The following is a 4,932-nucleotide window of genomic DNA, read 5'->3' as shown; positions in this document are numbered from 1 at the left end:
GCCGGTGCCGCGCAGCGATGCGGCCTGGTGTTCAATCGAAACGCCGAAGGCGGCGGCGTGGTGTTCGGTTGAAGCTCCCAAGGCCGCGGCTGCTTGGTGCTCGATTGAATCACCGAAGGCGGCCGCAGCATGGTGTTCGGTCGAATCACCGCAGGCCGCAGCGGCCTGGTGTTCGGTCGAGTCGAAAGAGCAGGCCGTGCTGGCATCGCGCGCGACGCCACAGTCGGCTCACTCCGCGCAGACCCGCGCCCGCCCGGCGTTCTTGGCACGGTAGAGCTGGCGGTCGGTGCGCACCAGCAGTTCGGCGATGCTGCCGCCGCACTCTTCGCCCGGCCGTGACGCCGGGCGGCCGGCCACGCCGATGCTGACGCTGATGCGGCGGTCCGACGGCGCATCAGCGTGCTCGATGGCCAGCGCCTTGACCTGCTCGCTCAGGCGCTGGGCCAGCGCCAGTGCGCCCTGTACTTCGGTCTCGGGCAGCACGCAGGCGAACTCCTCGCCGCCATAGCGCGCCAGCAGGTCGGCCGGGCGCTGCAGTCCGGCGGCCAGCGCGTGGGCCACGCGGCGCAGGCAGTCGTCGCCGGCCTGGTGACCGTAGCGGTCGTTGAAGGGCTTGAAGGCATCGATGTCGATCAGCATCAGCGTCAGCGGCGTGCCGTTGCGCATCGCGCGCAGCCATTCCTGTTGCAGGCGCTCATCGAAATAGCGGCGGTTGAAGACGCCGGTGAGGCCATCGACAAACGCCATCTGGCGCAGCTGGTCGGATTGCTGCTTCAGCGTCAGATGCGTCTTCACGCGGGCCCGCACGATGCGGGGGTTGATCGGCTTGGCGATGAAGTCCACCGCGCCGGCATCAAGCCCCTGGGCTTCTTCGTGTTCGTCGCTGTGGGCGGTGACGAAGATCACCGGGATGTCGGCGGTGGTGCTGTCGGCCTTCAGCCGGCGGCAGACTTCGTAACCGTCGATGTCAGGCATCACCACGTCCAGCAGCACCAGGTCGGGCTGCTTCTCGCGGGCCAGCTTCAGCGCCTGTTCGCCGCCGGTGGCGACGAACACCTGGTGCTCGGCGGACAAGGCCTGGTACAGCGTCTGCACATTGATCGGCTGATCATCAACGACCAGCAGGCGCGGGCGCCGCGGCGCCGCAGCAAACGGTAGCGGGAGCTTCATGCCGTCCATTGTCGATCCAGCGTAGCGCATTGTCGGAGCGCCGTGTCGACCTGCACTCTTGGTGCCGGAAGCGGGCTTGCAGGCGAGCAGGTCTTGCGGTCCATGCCGCAACGGTCAGCGCGGCCTGGCGCGCAAGACATGGCGAAGCCGCTGCCATAGCGACGGCGTGGGTGCCGCCCCGTCGAGGCACAGCATCAAGGCATAGCCCGCCAACAAGCTCGCCACGACCATCTCGCCCCAGTCCTCGACCACGGCAAACAGGTGGTGCAGCACGGTGTGGCCCGAGACGACGACATGCAGCATGTCGATGCCGACGCCGAAGAACACCAGTGCGGCCACCAGCAACAGCAGATCCAGGCTTGCCGCGCGAAAGCTGGCCGTGCCGCGCCACCAGGCCACCAGCAGTGCAGGCAGCAAGGTCAGCCCGGCGATCGCCGAAATCAGCAACTCGCCGACATCGCGGGAGCGCAGGTGGGGCGGCGCAGGTATCTGCAGCCACTGCGCGAGCCGCTGTCCGTGCACCTCGTGCAGGCGCAGGGCGTCGTCGGCCAGGAAATAGGCAAACAGTGCGGCCCAGGCCAGGTAGGAGGGCGAGCGTGACCGCCATGCGGTGCACAGCAGCAGCACGGTGATCCAGAACCACTTCAGGTACTGATAGAACTCGGGATACGAGCCGTCCTTGTCCACCGCCAGCATCGGCAGCGGGCCGAACCAGTCCGTCCATTGGGTGGCGGCGTGCACCAGCAACAGCGCGGCATCGGTGCCCAGCAACAGCAGGAGGAACGGTGCGACCGCTCGATCGATACCTGTTGTGGCTGTGCCGCCCTGGTTGACTCCTCGCATCTGTCCCCTCCGGATCAAGGGCCGGAAGGGTAGCGCAAGTGTCGGGTGCTGCCGGCGGCCGCGCTAAACACCGGTGATGCAGGCTGAACCCGGGGCGCCCGGTGCCTGGCCAGCACGCCCGCGGGCGTGCCAGCCCCGATCAGAACGGGTAGTGGCGTGGTGCCGTTTGCACCGTGATCCAGCGCAGCTCGGTGAATTCAGCCACGCCGGCCTGGCCGCCGAAGCGGCCGATGCCGGACGCCTTGACGCCGCCGAAGGGCATTTGCGCCTCGTCGTGCACGGTGGGGCCGTTGACGTGGCAGATGCCCGACTCGATGCGCCGCGCGACCTGGAATGCGCGGGCGATATCGCGGCCGAACACCGCGGCCGACAGGCCGTAGGCGTTGTCGTTCGCGCAGGCGATGGCGGCTTCGGTGTCGGCCACGCGCACGATGCATTTCAGCGGGCCGAAGGTCTCTTCGTGGTACACGCGCATGTCGGACGTGACCCTGTCCAGCACCGTTGCCGGCATCAGCGTGTTGCCGGCCTTGCCGCCGCACAGCAGCTTGGCGCCCTTGGCCAGCGCGTCGTCGATCAGCGCATTGCAGCGCTCGACGGTGCCCATGCCGATCACCGAGCCCAGCACCACCGGTTCGGGCTTGCGCGGGTCGCCCAGCGGCAGCTTGCCGGCCTTGGCGACGAACTGGTCGACGAAGGCATCGGCGATCTTCGTGTCGACGATGATGCGTTCGGTGCTCATGCAGATCTGGCCCGAGTTGGCAAAGCTGCCGAAGGCCGCGGCGTTGACCGCGTCGGCGATGTCGGCGTCATCCAGCACCACCAGCGGCGCCTTGCCGCCGAGTTCCAGCACCACGGGTTTGAGGTACTTGGCGCAGGTCATCGCGACCAGTTTGCCGACCGAGGTGGAGCCGGTGAAGTTGACGCGCCGCACCGCGGGGTGCGCGACGATGGCTTCGACCACCGCGGCTGCGTCGGCCGGCGCATTGGTGATGTAGTTCACCACGCCGGGCGGGAAGCCGGCTTCCTGCAGCGCTTCGATGATCAGGCCGTGGGTGCGCGGGCAGTTCTCGCTGCCCTTCAGGATCACGGTGTTGCCGCAGGCCAGCGGCGTGGCGATGGCGCGCACGCCCAGGATCACCGGCGCGTTCCACGGCGCGATGCCCAGCACCACGCCGGCGGGCTGGCGCACGCCCATGGCCAGCGAGCCGGGCACGTCGCTGGGGATCACCTGGCCGCTGATCTGCGTCGTCAGCGCCGCGGCTTCCTGCAGCATGCCCACCGCCAGGTGCACGTTGAAGCCGGCCCACATGCCAGTGGCGCCGGTTTCGGCAGCGACGGCTTCGATGAACTGCGGCGTCTTGGCTTCCAACGCGGCGGCGGCTTTCATCAGCAGCGCGCGGCGCTCGCCGGGGCCTGTCTGGCTCCAGGTCTTGAAGGCTTCGGCGGCGGCGTCGACGGCGGCCACTGCATCGGCCACCGATGCGGCCGGCGCGCGGGTGGCCACCGCGCCATCGAGCGGGTTGCGCCGTTCGAAGGTGCGGCCACCTTCGGCGCTGACGGCCAGGCCGTTGATCAACATGGACAGGTCGGACATGGTGGTTTCCTTGGCGGTGGAAGCGGTGGAAGCGGTGGAAGCGGTGGCGGTAGCGCTTGCCGTGGCTGGGGCGCTGCCGAGGTAGGCGTGGCGGATCACGGTGGACCGCGCCAGCAGGAAAGCCGGGCCGCCGGCAACGAGGCGGCCACGTTCGAGCACATGGCCGCGGTCGGCCACGGCCAGCGCCTTGCGCACGTTCTGCTCGACCATCAGCACGGTGGTGCCGGCGTCGGCGATGCGGCGGGCGATGGCCAGCAGCTCGTCGACCATCTTCGGCGCCAGGCCCAGCGAGGGTTCGTCCAGCATCAGCAGGCGCGGCGCGCTCATCATCGCGCGGGCGACAGCCACCATCTGCTGTTCGCCGCCGCTCATGGTGCCGGCCAGCTGCTGCGCACGTTCGGCGAGCTTCGGGAAGTCCCGGAACGCCTGCTGCAGGCGCTGTGCGCGTTCTTTCGGCGGCAGCAGCCAGGCGCCGAGTTCCAGGTTCTCGGCCACCGTCATCTGCGGAAACAGCTGGCGGCCCTCGGGCACCAGCGCGAGGCCGCGGCGCACGTTGTCGGCCGGCTTCAACGCGGCCAGTTCATGGCCATCGAAGTGGACGCGTCCTTCGCGCGGCAGCAATCCCGCCAGGGCCTTCAGCAAGGTGGTCTTGCCGGCGCCGTTGGGGCCCAGGATCACGGTGAGGCCGGGGCGCACCTCGAGCGTGAAGTCGCGCAGCACCGCGAAGCCGCCGTAGCCGGTGCACAGGCCCTCGATCTTCAAGCGGGCCATGCCGCTGGCGACGGGCAGGTCGGCGGGCTTCATGGGATCGGCTCCACCATTTCGTCGCCCAGGTAGGCCTCGATCACCTCGGCATGGCGGATCACCGCCGCGGGCGTGTCGTCGGCGATCTTGCGCCCCTGGTGCAGCACCAGCACGCGCTCGACATGGCGCAGCAACGTGGTCACTGCATGCTCGATCCACACCACGCACAGGTCCAGCTCGTCGCGCAGGCGGCGGATCAGTTGGGCCATCGCTTCGACCTCGGCTTCGGTCAGGCCCGCGGCCACCTCGTCCAGCAGCAGCAGCCGGGGCCGCGTCGCCAGCGCCATGCCGATTTCCAGCAGCCGCTGCTGCGATGGCGTGATCGCGGCGGCCGGCAGGCCGGCCTGCGCTTTCAGGCTGATCAGCGCCAGGATGCTGGCTTCGTCGCGCAGCAGCCAGGGCGCCTCGCGGCCGCGGCCGGCGAACTGCAGGCCGAAGCGCACGTTGTCGGCCACGCTCATGTCGGCGAAGACCCGCGGCGTCTGGAAGGTGCGGGCAATGCCGGCGCGCGAAAACGCATG

At 69.3% G+C, this 4,932-nt stretch carries 3 protein-coding genes and 2 pseudogenes; all 5 read right to left on the bottom strand.

The genetic code is table 11. The annotated features are described in order from the left end of the window. Positions 1-228: 228 nt before the first annotated feature. Positions 229-1,170, bottom strand: coding sequence for a diguanylate cyclase (locus VLK61_RS15430; protein WP_325422498.1), 942 nt, complete (start codon positions 1,168-1,170; stop codon positions 229-231). 114 nt (positions 1,171-1,284) lie between these two features. Then, on the bottom strand, positions 1,285-1,941 hold the full coding sequence (locus tag VLK61_RS15425; RefSeq protein ID WP_325422497.1) for a hypothetical protein: 657 nt from the start codon (positions 1,939-1,941) through the stop codon (positions 1,285-1,287). A 211-nt stretch (positions 1,942-2,152) separates the two neighbouring features. After that, a complete protein-coding gene (locus VLK61_RS15420) occupies positions 2,153-3,607 on the bottom strand; it encodes an aldehyde dehydrogenase (protein WP_325422499.1) in 1,455 nt (484 codons plus the stop codon). Between the two features lie 300 nt (positions 3,608-3,907). Beyond that, positions 3,908-4,378, bottom strand: a pseudogene (locus tag VLK61_RS15415) (ABC transporter ATP-binding protein); the annotation flags it as partial. Between the two features lie 29 nt (positions 4,379-4,407). Continuing rightward, positions 4,408-4,932 (bottom strand): annotated as a pseudogene (locus VLK61_RS15410) (ABC transporter ATP-binding protein); the annotation flags it as partial.

Source organism: Aquabacterium sp. (assembly GCF_035476535.1).
Lineage (GTDB): Bacteria > Pseudomonadota > Gammaproteobacteria > Burkholderiales > Burkholderiaceae_C > Pseudaquabacterium.
This window is presented reverse-complemented; position numbering and strand designations above follow the sequence as displayed.

Bases quoted from the DNA above. Each gene is read 5' to 3' on its own strand.
- VLK61_RS15430 (WP_325422498.1), bottom strand. From the start codon at position 1,170: ATGAAGCTCCCGCTACCGTTTGCTGCGGCGCCGCGGCGCCCGCGCCTG.
- VLK61_RS15420 (WP_325422499.1), bottom strand. From the start codon at position 3,607: ATGTCCGACCTGTCCATGTTGATCAACGGCCTGGCCGTCAGCGCCGAA.